Source organism: Flavonifractor sp. HCP28S3_F3 (genome assembly GCF_052065355.1).
Lineage (GTDB): Bacteria > Bacillota > Clostridia > Oscillospirales > Oscillospiraceae > Flavonifractor.
Genome location: NZ_JBQHUF010000017.1, coordinates 1 through 24,592, shown reverse-complemented (window position 1 = coordinate 24,592; position 24,592 = coordinate 1). Strand labels below are relative to the sequence as shown.

Annotated in this window: 22 protein-coding genes; 15 read left to right on the top strand and 7 right to left on the bottom strand. The window is 60.9% G+C overall.

Annotation, left to right across the window (positions count from 1 at the left end):
• Positions 1–31: 31 nt before the first annotated feature.
• Together ACTNB1_RS13470 and ACTNB1_RS13465 are read right to left on the bottom strand one after the other, a co-directional pair.
• Positions 32–1,576: a hypothetical protein gene (locus tag ACTNB1_RS13470; protein ID WP_441170170.1), complete on the bottom strand. Its 1,545-nt coding sequence runs from the start codon at positions 1,574–1,576 to the stop codon at positions 32–34.
• Complete coding sequence (locus tag ACTNB1_RS13465) at positions 1,569–2,051, bottom strand: RNA polymerase sigma factor (protein ID WP_441170168.1); 483 nt, start codon at positions 2,049–2,051, stop codon at positions 1,569–1,571. Before ACTNB1_RS13465 ends, ACTNB1_RS13470 begins: the two co-directional genes overlap by 8 nt.
• Positions 2,052–2,274: 223 nt before the next feature.
• Here ACTNB1_RS13465 and ACTNB1_RS13460 point away from each other — a divergent pair, with 223 nt between their 5' ends.
• Positions 2,275–4,401 (top strand): Ig-like domain-containing protein, encoded by a 2,127-nt coding sequence (locus ACTNB1_RS13460; RefSeq protein ID WP_441170167.1) that lies wholly within the window; start codon positions 2,275–2,277, stop codon positions 4,399–4,401.
• 92 nt (positions 4,402–4,493) lie between these two features.
• Here the strand turns inward: ACTNB1_RS13460 and ACTNB1_RS13455 are convergent, their stop codons facing one another.
• A complete protein-coding gene (locus ACTNB1_RS13455; RefSeq protein WP_441170166.1) occupies positions 4,494–5,843 on the bottom strand; it encodes a hemolysin family protein in 1,350 nt (449 codons plus the stop codon).
• Between the two features lie 143 nt (positions 5,844–5,986).
• Between ACTNB1_RS13455 and ACTNB1_RS13450 the strand changes: the two genes are divergently transcribed.
• The 9 genes from ACTNB1_RS13450 to ACTNB1_RS13410 all read left to right on the top strand — a co-directional run bounded on the left by ACTNB1_RS13450 (position 5,987) and on the right by ACTNB1_RS13410 (position 15,300).
• Complete coding sequence (locus ACTNB1_RS13450; RefSeq protein WP_441170164.1) at positions 5,987–7,303, top strand: chloride channel protein; 1,317 nt, start codon at positions 5,987–5,989, stop codon at positions 7,301–7,303.
• A gap of 20 nt (positions 7,304–7,323) precedes the next feature.
• Complete coding sequence (gene sdaAB / locus ACTNB1_RS13445; protein ID WP_441170163.1) at positions 7,324–7,989, top strand: L-serine ammonia-lyase, iron-sulfur-dependent subunit beta; 666 nt, start codon at positions 7,324–7,326, stop codon at positions 7,987–7,989.
• A 4-nt stretch (positions 7,990–7,993) separates the two neighbouring features.
• On the top strand, positions 7,994–8,842 hold the full coding sequence (sdaAA, locus tag ACTNB1_RS13440; RefSeq protein WP_441170162.1) for an L-serine ammonia-lyase, iron-sulfur-dependent, subunit alpha: 849 nt from the start codon (positions 7,994–7,996) through the stop codon (positions 8,840–8,842).
• A 25-nt stretch (positions 8,843–8,867) separates the two neighbouring features.
• Positions 8,868–9,236: a VOC family protein gene (locus tag ACTNB1_RS13435; RefSeq protein ID WP_441170160.1), complete on the top strand. Its 369-nt coding sequence runs from the start codon at positions 8,868–8,870 to the stop codon at positions 9,234–9,236.
• A 14-nt stretch (positions 9,237–9,250) separates the two neighbouring features.
• On the top strand, positions 9,251–10,660 hold the full coding sequence (locus ACTNB1_RS13430; protein WP_441170159.1) for an MBOAT family O-acyltransferase: 1,410 nt from the start codon (positions 9,251–9,253) through the stop codon (positions 10,658–10,660).
• Between the two features lie 12 nt (positions 10,661–10,672).
• The gene (locus ACTNB1_RS13425; RefSeq protein ID WP_441170157.1) at positions 10,673–11,884 is read left to right on the top strand and encodes a DHHW family protein; all 1,212 of its coding nucleotides are present in this window, start codon (positions 10,673–10,675) and stop codon (positions 11,882–11,884) included.
• Positions 11,881–13,122 (top strand): MFS transporter, encoded by a 1,242-nt coding sequence (locus tag ACTNB1_RS13420; protein WP_441170156.1) that lies wholly within the window; start codon positions 11,881–11,883, stop codon positions 13,120–13,122. The genes ACTNB1_RS13425 and ACTNB1_RS13420 overlap by 4 nt, the downstream gene beginning before the upstream one ends.
• A gap of 58 nt (positions 13,123–13,180) precedes the next feature.
• A complete protein-coding gene (gene pyk, locus ACTNB1_RS13415) occupies positions 13,181–14,611 on the top strand; it encodes a pyruvate kinase (protein WP_441170154.1) in 1,431 nt (476 codons plus the stop codon).
• A 146-nt stretch (positions 14,612–14,757) separates the two neighbouring features.
• A complete protein-coding gene (locus ACTNB1_RS13410; protein ID WP_441170153.1) occupies positions 14,758–15,300 on the top strand; it encodes a stage V sporulation T C-terminal domain-containing protein in 543 nt (180 codons plus the stop codon).
• 52 nt (positions 15,301–15,352) lie between these two features.
• Here ACTNB1_RS13410 and sleB read toward each other — a convergent pair whose 3' ends face one another.
• The gene (gene sleB / locus ACTNB1_RS13405) at positions 15,353–16,024 is read right to left on the bottom strand and encodes a spore cortex-lytic enzyme (protein ID WP_441170152.1); all 672 of its coding nucleotides are present in this window, start codon (positions 16,022–16,024) and stop codon (positions 15,353–15,355) included.
• Between the two features lie 139 nt (positions 16,025–16,163).
• On the opposite strand from sleB, the gene ACTNB1_RS13400 reads away from it, so the two are divergent.
• Entirely contained in the window at positions 16,164–16,433 is a 270-nt protein-coding gene (locus ACTNB1_RS13400; protein WP_441170150.1) for a translation initiation factor 2, read from the top strand.
• 41 nt (positions 16,434–16,474) lie between these two features.
• Here ACTNB1_RS13400 and ACTNB1_RS13395 read toward each other — a convergent pair whose 3' ends face one another.
• The gene (locus ACTNB1_RS13395; protein WP_441170149.1) at positions 16,475–17,350 is read right to left on the bottom strand and encodes a DegV family protein; all 876 of its coding nucleotides are present in this window, start codon (positions 17,348–17,350) and stop codon (positions 16,475–16,477) included.
• Between the two features lie 93 nt (positions 17,351–17,443).
• Between ACTNB1_RS13395 and ACTNB1_RS13390 the strand changes: the two genes are divergently transcribed.
• The 3 genes from ACTNB1_RS13390 (at position 17,444) to ACTNB1_RS13380 (ending at position 19,561) form a co-directional block, all read left to right on the top strand.
• A complete protein-coding gene (locus tag ACTNB1_RS13390; protein WP_441170147.1) occupies positions 17,444–18,040 on the top strand; it encodes a TetR/AcrR family transcriptional regulator in 597 nt (198 codons plus the stop codon).
• A 75-nt stretch (positions 18,041–18,115) separates the two neighbouring features.
• Positions 18,116–19,303, top strand: a complete 1,188-nt coding sequence (locus tag ACTNB1_RS13385; RefSeq protein WP_441170145.1) for a nucleoside recognition domain-containing protein — start codon at positions 18,116–18,118, stop codon at positions 19,301–19,303.
• Between the two features lie 48 nt (positions 19,304–19,351).
• Complete coding sequence (locus tag ACTNB1_RS13380) at positions 19,352–19,561, top strand: hypothetical protein (protein ID WP_441170144.1); 210 nt, start codon at positions 19,352–19,354, stop codon at positions 19,559–19,561.
• A gap of 47 nt (positions 19,562–19,608) precedes the next feature.
• Here the strand turns inward: ACTNB1_RS13380 and ACTNB1_RS13375 are convergent, their stop codons facing one another.
• A complete protein-coding gene (locus tag ACTNB1_RS13375) occupies positions 19,609–20,886 on the bottom strand; it encodes a glycosyltransferase family 2 protein (RefSeq protein ID WP_441170143.1) in 1,278 nt (425 codons plus the stop codon).
• A 278-nt stretch (positions 20,887–21,164) separates the two neighbouring features.
• Positions 21,165–24,062, bottom strand: a complete 2,898-nt coding sequence (locus ACTNB1_RS13370) for an S-layer homology domain-containing protein (RefSeq protein WP_441170142.1) — start codon at positions 24,060–24,062, stop codon at positions 21,165–21,167.
• Positions 24,063–24,322: 260 nt separating this feature from the next.
• On the opposite strand from ACTNB1_RS13370, the gene ACTNB1_RS13365 reads away from it, so the two are divergent.
• Positions 24,323–24,523 carry an alpha/beta-type small acid-soluble spore protein gene (locus tag ACTNB1_RS13365; protein ID WP_297211423.1) on the top strand — a complete coding sequence of 67 codons (201 nt, stop codon included), beginning with the start codon at positions 24,323–24,325 and terminating at the stop codon, positions 24,521–24,523.
• The last annotated feature ends 69 nt before the right edge of the window (positions 24,524–24,592 follow it).

Genomic DNA, 24,592 nt, shown 5'->3' with positions numbered 1-24,592 from the left:
GCGTGCCGTTATGCACGCCCGGTTTGTTTTGTCAGTGATTCAAAAAAGGTTTCAGATCGTCTTTGGAAAAGGGATACCAGAGGGCATCCTCCTTGCGCTGCTGGATGGCAAGAACAGCTTCATACTCCTCCTGGGTGACCGCCTGATAGTCCAGATACCAGTCGGTGTGAGTGGAACCGTCAGCGTCGGTGACGGTATCCACGGAGCCGTTGGGAGCGGTGCCCCGGCTGTGCTGCGGCCGGCCGCTGGCGTCGGTATCCGTGAAAAACATGCGGCCGAACCCGCTGGAGGTGCTGTAGGAGTAACAATAGCTGCCGTCGGTTTTCAGATCCAGCATTTCATCCGGCGTCAGGATATAGCCGTAGACCGTTCCGTCCTCTCCCTGGCGCAGAACCTCCCAGCCGTGGTCAACGCCCGACTCCAACACCAGACGCAGAACCACCTCTGTGGCGCCGTCCCGGTCCAGGTCAATGGCGGTAAAGGTAGCCGCCGTCAGCTGATGGCCCTCCGGGGCGCTTTCCTTCAAAAACTGTGTAAGGGTCATGGTTCTGTTATAGTCGGCGTCATAGAGAGTACCGCCTTCCAGCAGAACCTGCTCCAGCCCGGCAGACAGGGGAAGAACGGCTGGGCCGCTGTCCTGGGGTTCCGGCTCCCGGAGGGATTCGTCCAGAGGCTGGGCGGGAGTGAGCAGGGAGAAGTCAAAGCTGTCCGCCAGATTCTTCATGTCCTGCTTGGTCACTCCCTGATCGGTGCCCTCCAGCACGGTGACAAAGACAAAGGAATCCCCCAGGTCGGTGAGCAGGAAGCCCCGGCCCGGTCCCAGATCCAGAGTGATCTCCCGGCCCTCGTCGGTCTTGTAGTACCACTCCTCATAAGCGGACAGGTCGTCCACGGTAAAATACACGTCGTTAAGTGTGCCCTTGACGCTGCGGCGGAACTGGTAGTCCAGCTGAGTGCCGCTGGCGGTGGTCAGATACCCGTCATAGTGGAAGGTGCCGTCCTCCGCGATCGGGCCGGAATAGGCGGTATTGTCCCCCAGAAAATCCCCCAGCAGAGAGACCCATTCCGCCTGATCCTCCACCACGTGCTCCCAGGTGTGGAGGGTCAGGCTGTACTTGGCGGCGATCTCCTCCAGCTTGTCGGCCATGTCCTGGGTGTAGACCAGGTAGCAGCGGTATTTTTCCAGTGCCGGATCTGTGTTGTTGCCCACTACCTTGAGAATGGACCCATCCGGGTCATAGGAGGCCAGGAAATTGTTCCACTCCGCCAGAGCCTGGCTCTCGGGGGTGTTGATATAGCCGGACAGGCTGAGCTTGTTCTCCTGTACCGACTGCTCCGGCGGGAGATCGGACTGCTGCTCCTGGGGCAGCAGCAGATCCCGCACGCCAAGCAGGTGGGCGGCCACCGCTCCGGCGGACAGAAGCACCAGCAGGGTGATGGCCGCCGCCAGCAGCCACAGCCGCCGGACATGCCGCTTTCTCAGGGGTCTCTGCTTCTGCGCAAAATCCTCCCAGCGGAGGTTGACGGAGCTGTGCACCTGAGAAAAGGTCTCCTGATAAAATTCCCGGTTACTCATCCTGCCACACCTCCCCCAACTGCTCCTTCAGCTTGGCCCGTGCCCGGGACAGCCGGGTGGTCACTGCCGAGGTCTCCAGATCCAGCAGCTTCCCAATCTCCCGCACCGACAGCTCCTCGTAGTAAAACAGCACCAGCACGATGCGGTAGTTTTCCGGCAGGGCCATTACCGTCTGATACAGAGCCTCCTGCTCCGGCTCCTGAAACACCGGTTGGGGCGGCAGCTCGTCCAGAGAGGCCCGCCGCTTCCGCCAGGGGCTGCGCAGTATGTCCCGGCAGTAATTTATGGTCACCCGCAGCAGCCAGCGCCGCAGGTGCTCTTCCCCCTGGAACTCTTTTTGCGCGGTGTACAGCCGGAGAAAGACCTCCTGCACCGCGTCGTCCGCGTCCTGGGGGCTGGCCAGGACGTGGAGCGCCACCCGGTAGACCGTGTCCTGATAGCGCTCCACCGCGGCGGTGAAGCTGGTTTTGTCCATAGGCGTCCCCCCTTATTTGAACCTGTTCACCTTAGATACGAGCGGGGCGGCAGATTTGTCACAGAAAAGGGAAAAGAATTATCCAATGAAGTTGACAAAGTTTTCCACACGACATATATTTGTTTTAGATATAAATTTATAAAACGGTGAATTTTCATGCACATTAGGAGGCGGGGAACGCCTGCTGCGCGCCGGCGTTCGGTTTGGAAAGGATGATGATCTTATGAAAAGAGCAAAGCGCCCGATCCAGTTTGCCCTGACGTTTTCCATCCTGCTGTGTCTGATCCAGATTTCGCCTGCGCAGGCGGCACTGCAGGGTGCGGGAACGGAAAAGAATCCCTTTCAGATCTCCAATGAGGCGGAGCTGCGGATGATCGCGGACTTCAATGATGCATACTGGATTCTGACAGATGATGTGGTACTTACCAGCCAGTGGACACCTGTCACGACATTTACCGGCACCCTGGACGGAAACGGATATAAGATCAGCGGATTGGATATTGAGGACAAGGAAAACTCCTGGCCCAATGAGGCGGCTTTCATCAGTGTAAACACGGGGACCATCAAGAATCTGCATCTGGAGGGCGAGGTGACCTATGAGTCATCCCATCTGGGCGGAGCCGTGCTGGTGTATGAGAACAGTGGCAGGATCGAGAACTGTTCTGTCAAAGGAACGGCAAATCTGATTACAAATGCTGACTATGCCCAGAACAACTCCGATTTCGGCGGGTTGGTCTCCTGCAATACGGAGACCGGCGTGATTGAAAACTGCTATACCCGTCTGTATGCTGTCTTGACAATAAAAAGCGGTGGAAAATCTTATGGCTATTATAGCGCCTGCTTTGTCAACCGGAACCAGGGACAGATCAAAAACTGCTATTCCGCGTCCAGAGGCCAATATCTGAATGAAGAATTCAGAGGCTTCAGTACAAGGACCAACATGTATACAGGCACTTACGAGAGCTGCTACTATGACAAGGATCTGCCGGGGATCTATTCCGAGGGGTATGATACAGATGAATCCTATCACAAGTATCCCCGGACCACGGCGGCCATGAAGACGCAGTACAATTATACCGGCTGGGATTTTGACCAGATCTGGGCCATTGACGAGAGCATCAACGACGGCTATCCCTATCTGCGCAATGAGAAATCCATTACGATCCATGCCACGGGCCTGGCCCTGGACCAGACGGAGGCCACGGTGCAGGAGGGGAAAACGGTTACCCTGCGGCCGGTGTTCACCCCTCAGGATACCACCGATCAAACTGTGACCTGGACCACCTCAAACCGGTATGTGGCCACGGTGCAGGACGGTGTGGTGACCGGCGTCTCTGAGGGTACCGCCACCATCACCGCCAAAGCCGTGGACGGCGGCTTTACGGCCGAGTGTGCGGTCACCGTCACTCCGGAGCCGGTAGAACCCCAGTATCCCAGCGGTTCCTGCGGGGAAAACCTCACCTGGACGCTGATTGACGGGAAACTCACGATCTCAGGCACAGGACCCATGAGCTATGAGGGCTATGAGGCGCCCTGGATAGATTACGGCGATGAAATCACGCAGATCGAGATCTGCAACGGCGTCGCCACTCTGGCGGAGGGCGCTTTCTCCTACACCAGTGCGGTGGAGATCTCTATTCCCCAATCGGTGACAGAGATCGGGACGGATGCCATGGGGAGCTGTACAGAGCTGGAGCGCATTACCGTGGCCGCCGCCAACCCGGCCTATTCCGCCCGGGACGGGGTGCTGTTTAACAAGGCGGGCACAGTGTTTGTCCAGTATCCCGCCGCAAAGCCCGATGCCGCCTACCATGTGCCAGACGGGGTGGAGAAGATCCTCTACTCCGCTGTTTATATGAACAGTATGCTGAAGGATCTCTATATCCCAGACAGTGTAACGGAAATTGAGGACTATGCCATTTCCACCTTTGGCACGCTGACCGTTCACGGCAGGGCGGGAGGCGTGGCCCAGCAGTACGTGGAAGCACACAATCAGCTCTCCGATATCCACCTGATTTTTGAGGCCACGGATGGTACGGGAGAGCCTGAGTATGATTACACGGTGAACTCTGTGTCGGGAAGGGTCTCCAGCGGCGGAAAATTCCGGGCGGAGGTCAGCGTGACCAAAAATACCGATGCTGCGCAGGGCGTCATTATCCTGGCTCTGTATACCAGAGAGGGAGCGCTTTCTGACTTCATCTTCATGCAGGGGGACTTTGAGCAGGGCAAGACCTACACCTTCGGCGGGACCCTGACGGGTTTTGAGGGCGCTGTACTCAAAGCCTTTGTGTGGGACGGCTTTGATACGATGATCCCCATCAGCAACACCATGAGCGGTGCGGCGGGATAACCGCCGTATTGTGATCGGGTAAAAAATACCCGCGGCCGGTTTGAAAGCCGGACGCGGGTATTTTGTGATTAGAGGTGAAAATGCCGGCCGGTTCAGTTGGCGGCGGCCTGTTCTTCTGCCGGGGTGGGGGCGACCCGGGTAACAACGGCCCACTCCACCCGGCGGTCGGTCAGCTCCTCCACCCGGATATGCAGGCCATATACCTCCACCTCGGGGTGACTGCCGTCCTCGGGGATCACGCTGAGCTGGGCGAACACCAGGCCGCCCAGGGTCTCGGTCTCCTCGTCCTCGGGGAACTCCACGCCCAGAGCCGTACCGATCTCCTCCAGCTCGGCGGAACCGGCGATCCGCCAGCGGTCGCCTCCCAGAGAGATGATCTCCTGGTCCTCCTGGGGGTCGAACTCGTCGTAGATGTTGCCCACGATCTCCTCCAGCAGGTCCTCCATGGTCACCAGACCGGCGGTGCCGCCGTACTCGTCCACCACGATGGACAGATGTACCTTCCGGCTCTGCATATCCCGGAACAGCACGTCGGTACGCACCGATTCGGGGACGAAATAGGCCGGGCGGAGCAGCTCCCGCAGAGGCTTGGGCTGTTCCTTCCGGGCGTTGAGCAGCCATTCCCGGGTGTTCAGGATGCCGATGATATCGTCGGCGTCCTCCTCATACACCGGGAACCGGGACAGACCGGAGGTCTCGATGGTCTCCACGATCTCCTCTGCCGTGTCGTCCACCCAAAGCATCACCATGTCCGTGCGGTGGACCATCACATCTCCGGCGGTCATGTTGTTGAACTCGAAGATGTTCTCGATCATTTCCTTCTCGTCGGTCTCAATGGCGCCCTTTTCCTCGCCGATGTCCACCATTTTGCGGATGCCCTCCTCGGATACCGGGGCGCGGTCGGGGTGGGGGTCCAGGTGGAGCAGCCGGAGGACCAGACCGCAGATCCCCTCCAGCAGGGCGGTGAGGGGAAGCAGGACCACGGACAGGGCGGCTACCGCTCCGCAGGTGAGCCGGGCGGCCTGATCGGCGCGGTGAAGGGATACCCGGCGGGGGATCATGTACCCGAAGGCCAGCACCACCAGGGCCGCCGCCAGGGTGACCACAGCCGCTGCCAGGATCCGGACGGCCAGCGCGCCGCTGCCGGCCAGGCCCCACCGCTCCACCGCCCACCGGCCAAGGGGCCGGCCGAAGGCCAGGACGGCGCAGGCGGCGGAAAAGAAGCCGCACAGGGTGACGCACAGCTGAGTAGTGGTGCGGGTGCGCACCGGGCGGGCGATCAGCTTCAAAAGACAGGACGCTTTTCCATCGCCCTCCTCCGCCTGATGGCGGAGCTCCCCCTCATCCAGAGCGGGAACGGACAGCTCGGCGGCGGCAAAACAGGCGCTCAGCAATAACAGAATGACCTGCAGCAGGACGCAGGTCCATAATGGGGGCTGCAACGTAATTCCTCCTCCAAAACAAAACACATGACATAATACAAAGTCCAGTATAGCACAGCCGCGAAAAAAATCCATAATAATAGGGAAAAAAGTTGGTATCCATGGTATAATAGCCACAACCCACAGGGGAAGGATGAGAATGAATGAACGCAGTACAGCGGCGGCTGCCCAAGCTGCCGGGCCAGGGGGAGCAAGCCCTTACCTTTGTCAAGTGGCTGATCTTTGCAGCAATCTGCGGTGTGGTGTGCGGCGGGGTGGCTACCGCCTTTTACTATGCCTTTTCCGTTGTGACCAACCTGCGCCATGCCCATCCCGCGCTGATCTTTCTGCTGCCGCTGGGCGGCGTGGCCATCGTGCAGCTTTATCGGGTGTGCGGCATGGCGGGAGACCGGGGCACCAACTTCGTGCTGGTGGCGGTGCGGGAGAATAAGCCGCTGCGGCTGCGCACCGCGCCGCTGGTGTTTCTCTCCACCATCATTACCCACCTTGTAGGCGGCTCCTCCGGCCGGGAGGGCGCCATCCTTCAGATCGGCGGCTCCATCTCCTCAAAAATCGGACAGTGGATGCGGCTGGACGACAAGGACAGCCGGATCATCACCATGTGCGGCATGGCGGCCGCCTTTTCCGCCCTGTTCGGCACGCCCCTGACGGCGGCCATGTTCGCCATGGAGGTCACCAGCGTGGGTGTCCTCTATTACGCCGCCATGGTGCCCTGTGTCCTGTCGTCTATCGTGGGGCTGTGGGTAGCTCAGCGCTTTGATGTGCCGCCCACCGCATTTACCCTGGAGGGCATCCCCAACCTGAGCATCCTCACCCTGCTTCAGGTCATCGGTATGGGCATCCTGTTTGCCCTGCTGTCCATTTTCTTCTGCCGGATGATGCACGCCGCTCCCCACCTGTATGAGAAGTATCTGCCCAACCCCAACGCCCGGGCGGCGGTGGGCGGCGCGCTGGTCATCGGCCTGACCTTCCTGGTGTGGATCTGGAATCCGGGCAGCTATGACTACAACGGCGCCGGAGAGGCAGTGATCCACGCTGCCGTGAGCGGAAACGCCAGACCGGAGGCCTTCTTCTTCAAGATGCTCTTTACCACCATCACCCTGGGTGCGGGCTTCAAGGGCGGCGAGATCGTGCCGGTGTTCTTTACCGGCTCCACCTTCGGCTGTACTGTGGCTCCGCTGCTGGGGCTCCACCCCTCCTTTGGGGCGGGACTGGGCATGGTGAGCGTGTTCTGCGGCGTCACCAACTGCCCCATCAGCTCCCTGCTGCTGGCGCTGGAGCTCTTCGCCGGGGACAGCCTGGGCCTGTTTACCGGCCAGAGCCTGTGCCTGTTTGCCGTGTGTCTGGCGGTGTCCTACATGCTGTCCGGCTATTACGGGCTGTACAGCGAGCAGAAAATCGTATATAGTAAGCTGCGGCCTGAATTTGTGGATAAAAAGGCCAATGATAACCATTCCTGACAAGCAGGAGGGCGGAATACGTGAATATTTTTGATATTATGGGCCCCATCATGGTGGGCCCCAGCTCTTCCCATACGGCGGGAGCTGCCCGCATCGGCTTCATCACCCGGCGGCTGCTGGGGAGCCAGCCTGTCAAGGCGGAGCTGCTGCTCCATGGCTCTTTTGCCGCCACCGGCGCCGGCCACGGCACCGACAAGGCGCTGGTTGCCGGCCTGCTGGGTATGCGCCCCGACGACCCCCGGCTGCCCCGTTCCTTTGAACTGGCCGCCCAGGAGGGAATGAAGCTGACTCTGGGCAAGACGGTGCTCCGGGGGGTCCACCCCAACACCGTGCTGCTGCGGGTGGAGGACGTCCGGGGCAAGACGCTGGAGGTAGTGGCCTCCTCCCTGGGAGGCGGCCGGGTGAAGGTGTGCTCCATCGACGGGCTGGACGCCAGCTTCACCGGGGAGCTGCCCACCCTGATCATCCGCAATGAGGACCGGCCCGGCATGGTGGCGGAGGTGTCCGCCATCCTGTCCCGGCGGCAGGTGAACATTGCCGCCATGCAGCTCTACCGCAATACCCGGGGCGGACTGGCCGTCATGGTCATTGAGAGCGACCAGCCTGTGTGGGAGACGGCGGTAGAGGAGCTGCGCGCCTGCCCGGGTATCCAGCGGGTCACCTGTTTGACGCCGGAGGAGGAATAGAATTATGGCTTTTTCATCCGTGGAAGGGCTGCTGACAGCGGCCCGCACCCGCCCGGTATGGGAGGCGGTGTTGGAGGACGACTGCAACGACCGGGGGGTGGACCGCCAGCGGTCCTTTGCCCAGATGTCCGCCCTGTGGGCGGCCATGGCGCCTCCGGTAACGGAATATGACCCTGCCGCCCGCTCCCACAGCGGACTGATCGGCGGAGCGGGCGCTCTGCTGGAGGGGGAAGGCTCCGGTCTGTGTCCCCCCTTCCTGCGGCAGGTGATGGCCGCCGCGCTGAAAACGGGGGAGTGCAACGCCTGTATGAAGCGCATCGTGGCCGCCCCCACCGCCGGCTCCAGCGGGGTACTTCCCGCGGTGCTGCTGCCCCTCCAGGCCCGGGACGGCCTGAAGGACGAGCAGATGGTGGAGGCCCTCTATGTGGCCGCCGGGTTCGGACAGGTCATCGCCACCCGTGCCTCCATCTCGGGAGCGGAGGGAGGCTGTCAGGCTGAGGTGGGCTCCGCCTCCGCCATGGCCGCCGCCGCCCTGGTCCATCTGATGGGGGGCACGGGGGAGCAAATGGCTGCCGCCTGCGCCCTGGCCCTCTCCAACACCCTGGGCCTGGTGTGCGACCCGGTGGCTGGGCTGGTGGAGGTGCCCTGCGTCACCCGCAATGTGATGGGTGCCATGAACGCCCTGTCCTGTGCCGAGCTGGCCCTGTCCGGTGTGGGGAGCGCCATCCCCTGCGACGAGGTCATCGACGCCATGCGCTCGGTGGGAGAGGCCCTGCCCGCCTCCCTGCGAGAGACCGGCGGCGGCGGCCTGGCCGCTACACCCACGGGCCGGCGGATCGCCGAGGGCATGTAATACCAATCAATAAGGAGAAACAATGATGCTGCGATTTGACCACTTCAATTTCAATGTGCTGGACCTGGAGCGCTCCCTGACCTTTTACCGGGAGGCCCTGGAGCTCACCCCGGTGGAGGAGAAGAACGCCGACGACGGCTCCTTCAAACTGGTCTACCTGGGAGACGGTGAGAGCGATTTTCGCCTGGAGCTGACCTGGCTGCGGGACCGGACCGAGCCCTATGACCTGGGGGAGCAGGAGTTCCACCTGGCCTTCCGCACCGATCGCTTCGACGAGCTGCTGGCGCGGCACAAGGCTATGGGCTGCGTCTGCTTTGAGAACCCCGACATGGGAATCTACTTTATCGAGGACCCGGACGGCTACTGGATCGAGCTGGTTCCCGCCGGAGCATAAAAGGAGGCGGCCGCGTGCTATTTTCCAGTTCTGTTTTTCTGTTTCTGTTCCTGCCCGGGGTGCTTATCGTCTACTACCTGTTCCTGCGCCGGTGGCGTCAGGCCCAGAACATTTTCCTGCTGGTGGCTTCCCTGGTGTTCTACGCCTGGGGAGAGCCCTGGTTCGTGTTGGTGATGATGCTCTCCATCGTGGTCAACTACGGCTTCGGCCTGTGGGTGGCCCGTGGACAGTCCACGGGCACGGGCACGAGAGTGCCCGTGCTGATGGCCGTCTTGTTTAATTTGAGTATCCTGTTTGTATTTAAATATCTGACATTTACTCTAGGTATTCTGAATCGCCTGGGCGGCTCCTTTGTGATCCCCGGTATCGAGCTGCCCATCGGCATTTCCTTCTTCACCTTCCAGGCGCTCAGCTATGTGCTGGATGTGCAGCGGGGGAGAGGCCAGGTTCAGCGCTCCCCTCTGAAGGTGGGACTGTACATCTCCTTCTTCCCCCAGCTCATCGCCGGACCCATCGTCAAGTATGAGACGGTGGCCGACCAGATCGACAACCGGAAGGAGACCTGGGCGGATTTCTCCGCCGGGTGCAGCCGGTTTATCGTGGGCCTGGGGAAGAAGGTGCTGCTGTCCAACCAGCTGGCTCTGGTGGCGGACCGGGCCTTTGCCCTGGAGAGCGCGGACAAGCTGACCCTCTCCTTCGCCTGGCTGGGCGCCCTGTGCTATACCTTCCAGATCTACTATGACTTCTCCGGCTATTCCGACATGGCCATTGGCCTGGGCAAGATGTTCGGGTTCCACTTCCTGGAGAACTTCAACTACCCCTACATTTCCAAATCCATCACCGAATTCTGGCGGCGGTGGCATATCTCTCTGTCCACCTGGTTCCGGGATTATGTCTACTTCCCGCTGGGAGGCAGCCGGGTATCCTCCAAGGCAAAGCATATTCGCAACCTGTTTGTGGTATGGCTGCTGACCGGTATCTGGCATGGCGCCAACTGGACCTTTATCGCCTGGGGCCTGTTCTATTTCGTCCTGCTGGTGCTGGAGAAGTACGGACATCTGGGCCGGGGCTGGCCGGTGGTGTGCCAGTGGCTGTTCACCTTCCTGATGGTGAATTTCGCCTGGGTACTCTTCCGGGCCGACGGCCTTGGCCAGGCGGCGGGCTATCTGGCCACCATGTTCGGCCAGGGCGCCGGGCTGTGGAGCGCCGAGACCGGCCTGTTTTTCCGGGAGAACTGGACGGTGCTGCTGGCCGGGGCAATCTTTGCTGCGCCGGCGGCTCCCGCGCTGCGGGATTGGGCGGCGAAGCGGAGCAGCATCGTGCTGGATGTGGGCTACGCCCTGATGGCGGCATGCGTTTTCCTTGTGTCGGCCAGCTTCATCATCAAAGGGACCTACAATCCCTTCATCTACTTTAATTTTTAACAGGAGGGACTTATGAAACGACGCGATACGATAACCGCCCTCCTGTTCCTGCTGCTGACGGCGGTGGGACTGGTGCTGGTGGCTACCTCCTTTCTGGGAGGCGAGGGCAAGCTGGAGACGCTGCTCAAGACCACAGTGCGGGAGCGTGACCCGATGGTCCTGCTGGAGGGGGCGGAGAGCGCGGTGAACAGCGACCTGGACCGGGACCATCTGTTTATCCAGCTTTACGGCGGCGTACAGCACCTTTCCGGACGGCGGGTCATTCAGGATATGGTAGCGGGCAATACGGTGGCCAAGCTGTCCACCGGGGCGCTGAACTTTGTGAATCTGGGAGCCGCTGCCCAGCCGGATCAGGCGGCGGTGGACGCCCGGGCGGAGGCCACGGCGGAGTTTGCCGGAGCGCTGGAGGAGTTGGGCGTCCCCTACCTCTATGTGGCCGCCCCCCAGAAGATCCAGCGGGGAGGCGATACCTTGCCCAAGGGGCTGGAGGAAAACGGAAACGCCACCTGCGACGCCTATCTGGAGGGCCTGGACCGGCTGGGGGTAGACTATATCGACCTGCGGCCGCTGTTTGAGAGCAACGGCATCTACTCCAACTGGTTTTTCTATACCGACCACCACTGGAAGCCGGAGGCGGCCTTCTTTGCCTGGCAGTATCTGGCCGGCGAGCTGGATGTGCGCTATGGCATCGAGACCCCTTCTATTCTGACCGACCCCAACAACTGGCAGACCACCGTGCTGGAGGACTTCTTCCTGGGCAGCCAGGGCAAGCGGGTAGGCAGCCTCTATGCCGGAGTGGACGACTTTACCATCTACACCCCCAAATTTGATACCAACCTCACCTATGTCAACAGCGACGGCAGCTTCAACCGCTCCGGACCCTTTGAGCAGTCGGTGTGCTTTCCCGAGCGGGTGGCGGAGAAGGACTGGTTCAACGGCAACCCCTATACCTATTACTCCGGCGGAGACTACGGCATGGCCACCATGATCAACCACAACAATCCCGACGGACCCAAGGTGGTGCTGCTCCGGGAGTCCTTCTCCTGTACCATGGCGCCCTTCCTGTCTCTGTCCTGCTCGGAGCTGACTACCATCGACCTGCGGCATTTTACCGGAGATCTGATGGAGACCATGGAGGAGCTGGAGCCCGACCTGGTACTCACCCTCTATACCGCCAGCACGGCCGGGCTGGACAATATGTTTGAATTTAGCAAGACGGAGTGAACAGCTTGGACGGACAACAGAACCGGCCCTCCTTCCGCCGCCTGGACCATCACTACATTGTGATGCAGGCGGGATTCTGGGCCATGTTTGCCTCTGTAGTGGCCTACCAGACCGCCCTGCTGCTGGAGCGGGGATTTTCCAACGGTGAGGCGGGGCTCATGACGGCGGTGCGCTGCCTGGCGGGCATTGTCTGCCAGCCTCTGCTGGGTGGCTTTGCCGACCGGCACCCGGAGATCCCACTGAAGCGCATCGTCACCATTTCCCTGCTCCTCTCCCTGGGGGCGGGAGCCTGGTACTGGCTCTCTCCCGATATGGGCCTGTGGGAGACCGCTCTGGTGTGGGTGGTGATCGGCGGACTGGAGGTGTCCTCCTATCCCCTGATGGACGCCATGGCCATCCAGTTTATCAACGACGGCGTGCCCATCCGGTACAGCCTGGGCCGGGGTGTGGGCTCCATGGCCTATGCGGTGGTGTGCGTGCTGCTGGGGCTCCAGGTGGGCAGCGCTGGCTTGGAGAGCACCCTGCTCACCCATCTGCTCCTGGTGGTGGGGGAGGCTGCGCTGGTGGCCTCTTACCCGGCCTACCGGGGAGACAGGCGCGCTTCCCAGCAGACGGGACCCAAGCCCCAGTCGGCCCTGTCCCTGCTGAAGAGCAATCCCAGGTTTACTCTGATGCTGGCGGGGGTGCTGCTGGGCCTGACCGGGATCATGCCCCTGTCCAATTTCCTGGTGAATATCGTCACCAGCCGGGGCGGCACCGAGGCCGACCTGGGTCTGGCCCTCTTTCTCATGGGAGCCTCCGAGCTGCCCACCGCCCTGTTCTTCGGAAAGCTGCTGCGGCGGCTGGGCAGCGGAAAGCTGGTGATGCTCAGCATGCTCTTCGGTACCCTGAAGGGAGTTTTGCTGCTGCTCACCACCGGCTACCTGGGGGTGCTGCTGGTGCAGCCCATCCAGGTGCTGGGCTACGGCCTGTTTACCCCCGCCTCGGTGTACTTTGTCAACGAGTCGGTGCCTGAGGCCGACCGGGTCCGGGGCCAGACGGTGATGATGGTGGCCTCTAACGGCCTGGGCGGTATGCTTGGCGGTCTGCTGGCAGGCTGCACCCTGGATCTGGGAGGCGCCAATCTGATGCTGGCCGGGTGTATTGCCTGCGGCTGCGCGGGCACTGTGCTCTGCTTATTGGCATTAAGAAAAAACACATGGATTTCCTCTTTCCAAAACCGGCCAAATGGTGTATGATGTTTCCGTATTTTTTTGAGTGTTCAAACAGAAACCGGATACCCAACGGAGGTACGATATGAGAAAGACGAAAATCATCTGCACCCTTGGTCCCGCTGTGGACAATGAGGAGACCATTGAGAAGCTGATCCGCGCCGGTATGAACGCCGCCCGCTTTAACTTTTCCCACGGAAGCCATGCTGAGCAGCTGGCCCGGCTGAACATGTTCAAAAAGGTTCGGGACACTCTGGGCGCCCCTGTGGCCACCATTCTGGACACGAAGGGTCCTGAGATCCGCATCAAGACCTTTGCCAATGGCCCCGTCACCCTGAACCAGGGGCAGGAATTCACCCTGACCACCGACGACGTGCCCGGCGACGAGACCCAGGTGTCCGTCACCTATGAGAACCTCCATCAGGAGGTGGGTCCCGGCTGCCGCATTCTGGTGGACGACGGCCTCATTGAGCTGCGGGTCAAGAACGTGGAGGGCCACGCCATCCACTGCGAGGTGGAGAACGGCGGTCCCCTGTCCAGCAACAAATCCATCAACATTCCCGACGTACATATCCTGCTGCCCTCCCTCACCGATAAGGACCGGGAGGACCTGAAGTTTGCGGCGGAGCATGACTTCGACTTCATCGCCGCCTCCTTCGTCCGCAAGGCCAGCGACGTGGAGGATATCCGGGCTGAGCTGCACAAGCACGGCGGGGACGACATCCGCATCATCTCCAAGATCGAGAACCGGGAGGGTGTGGACAACATCGAGGGCATCATCGCCGCCTCTGACGGCATCATGGTGGCCCGGGGCGACCTGGGTGTGGAGATCCCTGCCCATGAGGTGCCCATCCTGCAGAAGAAGATGATCAAGGCCACCACCCGGGCGGGCCTGCCGGTCATCACCGCCACCCAGATGCTGGATTCCATGATCCGCAATCCCCGGCCCACCCGTGCCGAGGTGTCCGATGTGGCCAACGCCGTGTTTGACGGCACCTCCTGCGTGATGCTCTCCGGTGAGACCGCCTCCGGCAAATATCCCATCGAGGCGCTGGAGACCATGGTGGACACCGTGACTGCGGCGGAGGATGCCATCGACTACTGGGGCCGTTTCCGGGAGAGCAACCTGCTGCCCGGTATCTCCAGCATCAGCGACGCCATCACCCACACCTGCTGCCTGACCGCTATGGACCTGAGCGCTACGGCCATCCTGGCGCCCACCAAGTCTGGCTATACCGCCAAGGTGATCTCCCGCTTCCGTCCCGCCTGCCCCATTGTGGCGCTGTGCCAGAATGAATCTACCCGTCGGCGGCTGGCCATCTCCTGGGGCGTCCACGCCTATCTGTCCGGCGAGGTGGACTCCACCGACCGGATGTTCTCCCTGGCTGTGGATGTGGCCCGGAAGGAAGGGGCCGTGAAGCCGGGCGAGACGGTGGTCATTACCGCCGGCGTGCCTCTGGGCAAGTCCGGCACCACCAACCTCATCAAGGCACAGGTGGTAGAGAAGGGTATCTGAGTATCAGAAAGCGTGTCCTCCGGGCAGAATTGCCCGGAGGACATTTTTGCGCGCTTTTCCAGATGAAACCACCTGCTCTTCCTGCATAGGTAAAAGAAACCTGCGGATACTAAGGGCTGTAACCACAATCGCAGGAGGAGTTGGATATGAAAGCCACTGGCATTGTACGCCGTATCGACGATCTGGGACGGGTGGTGATCCCCAAGGAGATCCGCCGGACCATGCGCATCCGGGAGGGCGACCCTCTGGAGATCTATACCGATAAAGACGGCGGCGTCATTTTCAAAAAGTACTCCCTGATGGGTGGCCTGGGGGATTTTGCCGGACAGATGTGCGAGACCCTGAACAAGACCACCGGCAAGATCGCGGTGATCACCGACCGGGACGCCTGTATTGCCGTAGCCGGTACCCCCCGCCGGGAGCTGGCTGACAAGCGGATCTCTTCCGAGCTGGAGCAGGTCATGGAGGGCAGGCAGATCTATCAGTCCCAGTCCGGCGGCGCCGCCCTGCCGGTGTGCGAGGACAGCGACAAGTATGTGGCTCTCTGCGCCGCGCCTATCCTGTCCGAGGGAGACGTGCTGGGCTGCGTGATCTTCGCCAGCACAGATCCCGAGCAGACCAGCGACGAGACCGATTACAAGCTGGCCCAGACCATTGCCGGCTTTCTGGGCCGCCACATGGAGAGCTGAGCGGAAAAGCCCGCCCCCCTCACACCGAGGGGAGCGGGCTTTTCACACATGTTCAGGAGCAGAACCGGTGGTTTCCGATGACCTTGATCAGCGGCCGGCTCCAGATCCAGGCGCTGGTGGCGGTGTTGGGGTTGAAATAGTAGATGGCCCCGCCGCTGGGGTCGGCACCGTTGAGGGCCTCCTGAGCCGCACGCACCGCCGATTGTGCCACCGGCTGGTCGATCTGCCCGTCCACCATGCAGGTAAAGGCGCCCGGCTGATAGACTACGCCGGCGATGGTGTTGGGGAAGGAGGGGTGCTCCACCCGGTTGAGAATCACCGCCCCCACTGCCACCTGGCCGCTGTATGGCTCGCCCCGGGCTTCCGCGGAGATGACCCGGGCCAGCAGGTCCAGGCTGGCCGACTGGCTGGTGCTGCTGCTGCCGCCGTCCGACATGCCCAGAGCCCGCAGCGTGGCCGGTCCTACGATGCCGTCGGCCGTCAGGCCGTTCTTCCGCTGGAAATACTTTACCGCCTGCGTGGTCTGGCTGCCGAAGACGCCGTCCACCGTGCCGTCGTAGTAGCCCCAGTTTTTCAGCTTGCTCTGGATGATCCGCACCTGTTCTCCCGACGAGCCCTGCCGGTAGGTGGCCGCCTGGACCTGCTGGGCCAGGGAAATGACTGCAATATTTAGGATGAAGAGCAGGGCCAAAGCCCCGATCAGTCTGCGTCTGTTCACACGCATCCTTCCGCCTCCCTTTCTCACTGAAGCTAGTGTACGGCGGGAAAGGAGGGGTTATGAGCGCCAATCTATTCCATGCCGGGAATAGACCGCGCCGGAATGGGACATACTGGAACAAAGCTGGAAAGGATGTGGGTTTTGTATGGTGCAGGGTGTGGCCCGGCAGGTCATTGTGGTGCGGTCTCCCGACCCCCGCTTTTTTGAGCAGGCCATTTTTATTGTGAAAGAGGACGCCTTCAAAACAGGAGTGACGGCGGACCAGGTGCTCCAGGAGGCCCAGCGGGCGGCGGACGGCTATCTGCGCAAAAATACCCGCTGGAACAGACTGTGGCGGCGTATCCCAGGACCGGTATACGCCGCGGCGGGAGCGGTGGCAGCCACCCTGTGCTGGTGCATGGCCCTGGCCCTCTGAACGGAAAAAACGGCGGACGCAGAAGCGTCCGCCGTTTTTCGTTAGTCCAGATACTGAATACCGGCGCCGATGACGCCGTCGCCGATATAGACGCTGAGGGTGGCGTCCATGGGTCCCTCCCAGCAGTGCTCGTAGTCGGGGAAAGCGGCCCGCACCTTGGCGGACAGCTCCGCCATCTCCTCCGGCGCGCCGCCGTTGGCCACGCCCAGATTATAGCGCCGGCCCGGCTGGAATTTCTGACGCATCAGGTCCAGGATCTTGTCCTGCACCTGGCGGCGGCCACGCACCTTGGCCACGCTTTGCAGCTGGCCGTCGCTGGCAAAGGTGATGATGGACTTGATGCTCAGCATGGTGCCCGCCATGGCGGCCACCTTTCCGATACGCCCGCCCTTGTAGAGATATTCCAGCGTGTCCACGGAGAAAAACGCGTGGGTGTTGGCCACCAGGTGAGGTACCCGCTGGGAGATCAGGGTGTCCCAGTCCGCTCCGGCCTTGATCTCCTCCCACAGCTGGAGCACCATGATGCCCAGCCCCAGAGAGCCGCAGTTGGAGTCAAAGGCCACTACCTCCAGATCCTCCCGCTGGGCAGCTTGCAGGCGCACCATGTTGTAGGTGCCCGAAAGACCGCCGGAGAGCATCAGGGCGATGACCTTCTCATAACCGTCGGCCCGGATCTGATCCAGGGTATCGCTGACCGATCCGCCCTCCGGCAGGGAGGTGCGGGGCAGCTCCCCGCGGTGGAGCCGCTGATAGATATCTTCGGCAAAAATGTCTACACCGTCGGAAAATTCTCCGTCCTCGCAGATGATCTTCAGCGGTACGGTGTAAATGGGCGTGCCTGCCCTCATCTCGGCCGACAAGTCGGCGGTAGAGTCAGTGAGCAGCGCGATTTTTTCCCGGTTTGACAAGACGATCATCCTATTCTATAATAGAAATATGGTCGCATAACATTGTTATGTTACTATTATAAATGGTTCGTCATGGAAATGTCAAGGGGGAGTCAAGCGGACATGGACTATCACCAGCGCCGTAAGCTGCAGGCCAAACAAACCGAACAGGCCATCCTGGAAGCCGCTATGGTTCTGGCCCGGGAGCACAGCTTTGACAAGGTATCCGTCCGGGACATCTGCCAGCGGGCGGGGATCACTACCGGGGCCTTTTATCACCATTTTCGCTCCAAAGAGGACCTGCTCTCCCGGGGCTTCTCCCCCCTGGACCAGCATATGGAGGAGGCTCTGGCGGGCCATGAGGGGGACCCGCCGGCTCAGCGTCTGTGGCTGATTCTGTCCACCTATGCCCAGTTCACCGAGGAACAGGGCTGGGAGCTGGTGGCCCGCTATTATCAGCGGCGGCTGGATTCTCCGGATGACGCAGCCTCCATGGACCCCACACGGTTTACCCTGCGGGCGGTATTGGAGTGCCTGAAGCAGATGGAGGTGGAGGGCGTGCCCATGCCGGGCTGTACGCCGGAGTGGTTGGCGGATTTCCTCTTCCGGCACTTCCGAGGCGTGGTGGTGGACTGGATCCTCCACCGTGGAAGCTATCCCTTATTATCCCGCCTGGAGCAGGATTATACCCTGTTCAGCCGCACCTTTCAAAGCAATTGAATAGAAGAAAACACAGCCTGGACAGGCAATTTTTCACCCCGGGACGCATATGCATCCTTGACGGAGGTGAGGGCCATGTCCAGGCTGTTTTCCAAGCAAGGGGTACGGGATCTGTTTCTGGGGCTGGGGCTGATGGGGGCTACCCTGGCGCTGCTGCTCTATCCCCAGGCGTCCATGGAGGCGGCCCGAACCGGACTGCAGCTGTGCGGCAATGTGATCGTCCCATCTCTGTTCCCCTTTTTTGTGCTGTCCTCGCTGGTGGTGGAGCTGGGGCTGGCTGGGTATCTGGGGCGGCTGCTGGAGGGAGTCATGCGGCCCCTGTTTCGTGTGAACGGAGCCTGTGCCTCCGCCTTTGCCCTAGGCTTTATCGGCGGGTATCCGGTAGGGGCCAAGACCGCCATCAGCCTGTACCAGAACGGTATGTGCACCAAGACGGAGGCCGAACGGTTGCTGGCCTTCTGCAACAACTCCGGCCCCGCCTTCATCCTGGGCGTGGTGGGAGCCGGCGTCTTTGCCAGCAGCCGGGTGGGGGTGCTGCTCTGCCTGGCCCACGCCCTGGCGTCGGTGTGCATCGGGGTGCTGTTCCGGTTTTACGGCAGGAACGGGGAAAAGAAACGGGGAGAGCGGCGGCTTTCGCCCCAGTTCCAGGCCCAGCACTTTACCGCTGCCTTTACCGGCGCGGTGAAGAATTCCTTCTTTTCTACCCTGAATATCTGCGCCTTTGTGATCTTCTTTACCGTTGTGATTCAGATGCTGGTCATCTCCGGCTTTCTCCCCGGGCTGGCCCGGGTACTGGGTACGGTGCTGGCACCCTTCGGCATGACGCCGGAATGGGCCCAGCGGCTGCTCACCGGCCTGGTGGAGATCTCCTCCGGCGTGTGGACCCTGTCGGGGGAGGGGACCCTCAGCGGGCGGCTGACCATGGCCGCCTTCATCCTGGGCTGGGCGGGGATCTCCGTCCACTGCCAGGTGCTCTCCTTTCTGGGGGACAGCGGCCTGTCCGCCCGGACCTACCTGTTGGGCAAGCTGCTCCACGGCGGCCTGGCCGCCCTGTTTACCGCCGGGCTGGTGCGGCTGATCCCGCTGGAGGCTCCGGTGTCCGACTACCTGGCCCAGCAGGTGGCCGATATCGCGGGCACCGATTTTTCCAGCACCCTGATGCTATCGGTGGTGTGTGCCTGGCTGGTTTTCCTGCTGTTTTTCCTGGCGGCGGCCGCCGGCTCCAGAAAAAAACTTGGCAAGGGCAGAGCCTCCATGCTATAATGTACCGAAGAGAATCGGCCCGCGGCAGAGCGGGGAGGAGGCTGTCCCATGCTGTTCCAAAAGAAGATCGAGCCCCGCTGCGCGTATTGCGAACGGGGGACCCAGCTGGACGAGGAGAAGATCCTGTGTGCCAAGAAGGGCGTGGTATCCCCGGCGGGGAGCTGCCGGGCGTTTAAGTACGATCCCCTGAAACGGGTGCCGCCTCTGCCCAAGGCCCCGGATTTCAGCGGCCTAAAGGACGAGGATTTCAAGCTGTAAAGAAAATGGAAACGCCTCCGTCGGAGATCCGGCGGAGGCGTTTTTTATTATCCCATGCCGCCCACTTTTTTGGTGGCGGTGTGGTAGATGGGCTTCCACTCCACCTTGCGCACCAGCGCGGCGATGGAGATGGGAATGTAAGTAAGCATGAAGATGGGGAAGGTGAGGACGTAGCCCAGCTTCTTGACGGCAGGAGCCTGGATGTGCTTCCACTCGCTCAGGACCGTACACAGGCCGTAGAGCAGCAGACCCAGATAGAAGTTGCCTACAGCGGAGGTGATGAAGCCAACCGTCTCGTGGATCACCCGGGCGGCCAGATAGGCGGGCTGGGTGAGGCAGGCGGCCAGTACCACCGCGTTGAAGAGGATCATGGCCAGGGTGAGCAGCATGCCGGGAGCCACGGTGACGAACATGTCGTAGCAGGAGGTGCCCAGCCGGCCGGGGCGGAAGAAGCCCTTCACCAGGGGCACGGTATACTCCCGGTCCACCTGGTAAAAACCCTTGGACCAGCGCAGCCGCTGATCCCAGGACTGCCGGAAGGTGACCGGCTGCTCGTCGTAGATCACAGCGGTGTCGCAGTAGCCGATCTTGCGGCCCTGGATGGCGCAGTCCACAGAGAACTGGATGTCCTCGGTGAGCAGGTGGAAGGGCCAGCCGCCGTTTTCCTCAATGACCTTGGAGGACACCAGGAAGCCGGTGCCCGACACATGGCAGTTGGTGCCCAGCAGGGTGCGGGGGAAGTTGAGGAAGCGGGCCTCCCGCAGGAACCAGATGGAGTATCCGGCGGAGATCCAGTTATCCCCGAAATTCTTGGAGTTGCGGTAGCAGGTAACGGCGTCGTAGCCCTGGTCGAAGGTGCGGTTCATCTCCCGCACGAAGTTGGGGTCTACCAGATTGTCTGCATCAAAGACAAAGTAGCCGTCGTAATTGTTCTTGCCCTCGTCCTTCAGACGGCGGAAGAGGTAATCCATGGCGTAGCCTTTGCCCTTGTGGATCTGGTCCATACGCTCATAGACAAAGGCGCCTGCTTTCCGGGCCGCGCCGGCGGTGTCGTCCGTGCAGTTGTCCGCCACCACGTAGAGGTCCAGCAGCTCTTTGGGATAGTTTTGCTGTTTTAAACTTTCCAGCAGTTCTCCGATCACCTGCTCCTCGTTCCGGGCCGAGATGACCACCGCGAAACGGTGCAGACGGCTGGGTTCATGGCGGTCCTTGTGCCTGCGGCATACCAGACCGACGATCAGGTAAAGACCCTGATACAGGTACAGCAGCGTGAACAGAATGGCGATGCTCCAGTTCAGCGCTTTCACAAATTCCAGAATGGACATGGTATACAGTTCCTCCAAATATCGTGAAAACAAAGGGACGCCGGAGTGGAAGGCAGCGCTTCCGTTCCGGTTCTGCTTATCATAGCACGTTCTGAAAATATTACAAGAGTGTTACATACCAATTAACAGAAGATTAAGAGAAAGTTTTTATTTCTTTCATACAAATGTAAGAAATGCGGAAGAGGGTATCAGTTCGCCCAAAGAATGGAAAAACGGAGAAAAAAGTACCGCCGCGCAGCCGAAAACGGCGCGGCGGCGGCAATATGCGGGATAAAAAGTTAGGCCACGGGAAGAATGACTGTATTTCCGTTGAGGGCGTTGCTGCCGGCGTATGCATCGGCGTCAGATACGTTCGTCCATGTGTCGGAAACTTTAATGGCGCAGGCGCCGCTCCCCTCAAAGCGGTTGCCGGTGATGGAGACCATGGCGGCATCATGGCCTCCGGCGGCCCAGGCGGCGGAGGTCAGGTTGATGCCCGTCTTTCCCGCCGCCAGCCGGAAGGTGTTGTTCTCCAGCGTGATATGTCCGCTCTGCGCGTAAATATTGATCCCGTTGCCGGCGCCGCCGTCGGGGGTGCTGGTAAAGTCAAAGGTGGAGTTTTTGACCGTAAAGCTGCCGGCGGCGACGATGGAGTTATAACCCATCTCAAAGGTACAGCCGTCAAAGACCAGCCCATTCAGCACGGTGCTGTTGAAGCATCCCAGAATGGGACGGCCGTCGATGCCGGTAAAGACGGTGTTCTTGACGACGCCCCTGGTCACATGCTGAGCAAACAGGCCGTATCCGTCGGTGGCAATGGTGCAGCCGTCCAGCTCCACCTCGTCTGCCTCCAGCACACTGGGGGAGGCGCTGAAGGCGGTGTCGGGATCACAGGGAGCGGTAAACACGGTATCCGCGGCAGTGAGCTTGCCTTCCACGTCCACCAGTAAGCCGTAGGGCTGGGCAGTCTGGGTGGAGCGGCTGATGGAGCAGTCCGTCAGGGTCAGATCACCGGCGGCGGTAATGGGCGCGGTCTGGTCTGCGGCTGTTACGGCCACCTTCATGGTAAGCTCCTTCAGGGTGACGCCGCTTGCGGTTACAGTGAGCTTGCTGTGCAGCACAGCGCCGCCGCTGCCTTCCAGGGTCAGCGCCTTGCCGATGGTCCAGAAGCCGCTATCCGTTTGATAGGACCCGGCGTCCAGGTGGATCTCGGCGTTTGCGGGAGCCGCGTCGATAACTGCCTGAAGGTAAGCGCCGTTTGTGCCGGCATCGCTGCCGGCAGGCACGCGGATCCGGCCGCTGCTTTCCGCCGTTGCATCAGCAGAATATATGTATTTAAAATAGCTCTTATCACCGGCAGGGATGTAGATCTTTTCGGCGTACCAAGTCTGATTGCCCACGGTGACCGTGGCCTCATTGGTCCCATCCTCTGTGATTTTGTTGATGTCGGCAAGCCCGCTGGCGCTGTCCAGGGTCAGATCGGCGGCGGCATCCACACCGCTGCCCTTGGACAGGTCGATGCTTTGGCCCCAGCCACTGCCGGAAATGGTCAGGCCGGTGGCCGCAACAGAAGAACCGTTGATCGTCAGGCCGCTGCCTCTGCTGTTCAGCGCGGTCACATTTTCCAGCTTCAGCCCGGCGGTTTTATAGCCCTGCAGGCCGTAGGCCAGATGCCTGCTGTCCAGCGTGAGGTCCTTCACCGTCACGCTGCCGGCACGGACACACAGCAGGGCCTTGGAGCCGTTCTCGCCGCTCCAGCTGTCGCTGCCGACGCCGATGGTAAAGTGGTTGCCGTCAATGGTGACGGAGCGTGCCACGGAAATCTCCTTTGTGACGTTGAAGGACGCACCCAGTTCAATGTCAGTTATACTCCCGTCCGCAAGAGCCGCGTCCAGCTCGGCCTCGTTTTTGACAACAGCGATGGCGGAGGGGGTGGGGGAAGGCTGACTGCCCCCGCCGCCAGAGGAATTACCCCCAGAGGTAGTGCCGGTTTCACCGGCATTTATCGCCCCGGCATCGGTATTCACGGGCTCGGTGCTGTTGTTCTCCACCCTGGTGCCGGAGGTACTCACGGTGGTGCCGGAGGCGTTTTCCGTGGCCTCCACCTTGGAAACGGTACCGCTGCCTTCCACCGTGGTATCGGTGCCGGAGGTGGTCACAGAATCAATCCTGGCACTGCTTTGGGTAATTATGGTGGTGCCGCTGGCGGTATTGTCCACAGTTACGGACCGCACCTTACCGGATACGGTCAAATTGGTGTTATAGGCGGCGGTAGTTATGGAGTGGACCTGGGCATTTTCCGCAATATGGATTCCCGCGTTTTCTGCAAAGGCGGACACGTTTACATGGGTCACATCACCGCTGATGGCGACAGAGGCGCCGGAACCTTGTACCACGACGGTATCCATGGTGCCGTCCAGCCTGACGGAGCCGGAGCCGCGCACAAGGACCCGGCCTTTTACGTTTACACGATCCAGCGTTACGCTGCCCGCTCCCACGCCCTCCGCCACGATCAGGTCGCCGGAAATGGTCATATCCTGCAAGGTGACCTGGCCGGTGCTGATAACGACGGAGGTATCCACATCCTCTGTATAGATGCCCGGCTGGGCGCAGACCTTACCGAAGATGTTGTCCATCATGACTGCGGCCTCCGCACGGGTGATGTTGGCGGAAGGCATGATAGCACCACGATCCCCCCTGACATAGCCGGAAGAGACCATGGCGCCCACAGAGTCACGGGCCCATGGGGCGATCTGGTCCGCGTCGCGGAAAGGGGCAGCAGCATCCGGGTCTCCGCTCAAATTCATGGCCCGCGCCATCAGAACCATGGCCTCCTGGCGGGTAATGGTGTCCAAAGGACGGGCATAAGCGCCGCTGCCCCGCAGTATGCCGGCGGCGTTGGCCTTTAATATGGCGTCCGTATACCAGGCGCCCTCTTCCACATCTGCAAAGGTGTTTTCGGCGGCGGTCTGATAAAGCATGATGCGGTCCAGCATGACGGCCAGCTCGGCCCGGGTCATGAAAGCCGTGGGATTCAGGTCCCCGCTGGCGTCTCCCTGGAGCACGCCGCGCTCTGCCCAAACCGCCATTGCTTCATCATACCAGGTCCCGGCTGATTCTTCAGCGGCGGCCGCGGGCGGGACAAAAGAACTGAGCATGGCTGCGGAAAGCAGCAGAGATAAAAGATGCTTCCTCATGGTGTTTCACTCCTCTGCTTCTTTTTTGGAGGTTGTATTCCTCCGGGCTTACCATGCGAAACCAAAGGCATGGTATCATAGGCGTACCGGAAAGCCAAGGAGAAAATTTCGGAGACGGAAGAAAATTCTGGGAAGACACGGGATATGCCTGACGCTCCCTGGATTGGCAGAGAATCCCCCGCATAGAAAACCGGGCTGGGGCAAAGCTATGTTCGGATCGCTGATCCACACAAAACAAGTTGTAAGGAGATGCAAAGCGTATGTCTAACACTAACAGCAATCAGCCCGTGGTTTCCAGCGCTCGTGAGGCCCTGAACAAGTTCAAGATGGAGGCCGCTCAGGAAGTGGGCGTCAACCTGAAGCAGGGTTACAACGGCGACCTGACCAGCCGCGAGGCCGGTTCTGTGGGCGGCCAGATGGTCAAGAAGATGATCCAGGCCTACGAGAACGGCATGAAGTAAGCAAGACCCCCTGAAACGGAACTCAGGCGCGGGGGGGGGGGGAAACAACACCCCCCCCCCGGGTTTGGG